Source organism: Bartonella sp. EBT8 (assembly GCF_055796165.1).
Genome location: NZ_JBTTDJ010000065.1, coordinates 1 through 1,538, shown reverse-complemented (window position 1 = coordinate 1,538; position 1,538 = coordinate 1). Strand labels below are relative to the sequence as shown.

The window sequence follows — 1,538 nt, the reverse complement described above, 5'->3', positions numbered from 1 at the left end:
ATGTTAACAAATCATAAGCATTTATTAACCATATTTTATTGAGATTGCAAAGTAAGTTTAATCATAAAAAACAGTCATTTATGATGTATTTTCTCATTTGATAATTTATGAGTCTTATTGAGCAAAAATGAGAGAATGAAGAGAGAAAGTTATCCACAGATAATGAAATAAAAATGGGGTTTAAGACCCCATCTTTTAAGATTGACCAGTGACATAAGCCGCCCATTTATCCATATAAACACGGCGCTGTTCTAGATAGTCAGTACGACGATAAGCACGTTCTACTTTCCCTCCGACCACATGCCCTAAAATGGTTTCAGCGACCTCAAAAGGGGCATCTGTTGTTTCTGCTAGCCAATCACGTAAACTAGACCGAAAGCCATGCGGGCAGGCATTAAGTCCAGTTTTTTGCATATAATGTGACATGCAATTCTCACCGAGAGCACCACGACTTCTAATAGAAAAAAGAAACTCATTGCGAGATAAAGGATATGCTTGTTTAATAACTTTTAGAGCTTCTGTTGAGAGAGGCACGCGAAATTCTGTTGTAGCATCACGCCTTCCTTTCATATTTTCAGCAGGGATGGTCCATATATCACCATCAACTTGATCTTTATGGATATGACGCAAAGGCTTGGTACGAACACCTGTCAGTATAAGGAGACGTAAAGCCAGTTGTGGTATGGCTGTTGTTTGGCAAAGTGTTTGATAAAAAGCCGGTATCTCTTTCCAATCCATTGCTGGTCTATTTTGCGTTTTATGCCTTTGTTTGCCTAAGAGAGCTTTTGTTTTTTCTATTACTTGTAAATCAACATTCAAATCTAGTGCAGCAGCATGTTTCAGACAAAGATTAAGACGGTTTAGTGCAGCACGAGCTGCTCCAGCTTTTGTATGCCAGATGGGGGCAAGCGTATTGCGTATATCAGTTTGGGTAATTTCTGAAACCGGTAAACAACCTAATTTTGGCAAAATATGAAGTTTTAAAGGTAGAAACCAGTTTCCATCTTTACCATCATGTTTGAGTTCAGCTTTACGAGTTTCAAAAGCATCGAGAGCAATATCTTTTAGATAATGCAGATTACGCATTGCCTCACGCTTTTGTTTGTCACGTTCTTTAATGGGGTCACGACCCTCACGTAAAACAAATCGCCACCCAGTTGCCAATTCACGGGCTTGTTTTAAAGAGACATCTCTTAAAGCCCCCAAGCCCATTTCACGACGGCGTCCGTGAATGGTATAGCGTAAAATCCATTGAGCACCACCATCTTTACGCTTATGAAGTAACAAGCCGGCACCATCATTATATTTACCAGCCCCCAATGTTGCGACAGCCCTTGCATTAAGACGATTCATTAAAGGCATTTTTACTCCTTTCTAAATGGTTTTTTATCCACACGTTAATCCCACTTGTGACGTGCAAGGGGATGATTTTGATTGATTCAACATAAGCAGGTTTGAAATGAGAGAATCTTAGGATATTCGGGGCTCTCATTCAACATGCAAAACAGTAAATTATCATTATAAATCAATGCGTTATT

The 1,538-nt window shown here is 39.1% G+C and carries 1 protein-coding gene; it reads right to left on the bottom strand.

Annotated elements, in window-relative coordinates; all coding sequences use genetic code 11:
- Nucleotides 1–195: 195 nt before the first annotated feature.
- Nucleotides 196–1,362, bottom strand: coding sequence for a tyrosine-type recombinase/integrase (locus tag AC0QT4_RS09055; protein WP_473201337.1), 1,167 nt, complete (start codon nucleotides 1,360–1,362; stop codon nucleotides 196–198).
- Nucleotides 1,363–1,538 lie beyond the last annotated feature (176 nt).

Coding starts and splice junctions, on each gene's coding strand:
- AC0QT4_RS09055 (WP_473201337.1), bottom strand. CDS start 1,362: ATGCCTTTAATGAATCGTCTTAATGCAAGGGCTGTCGCAACATTGGGG.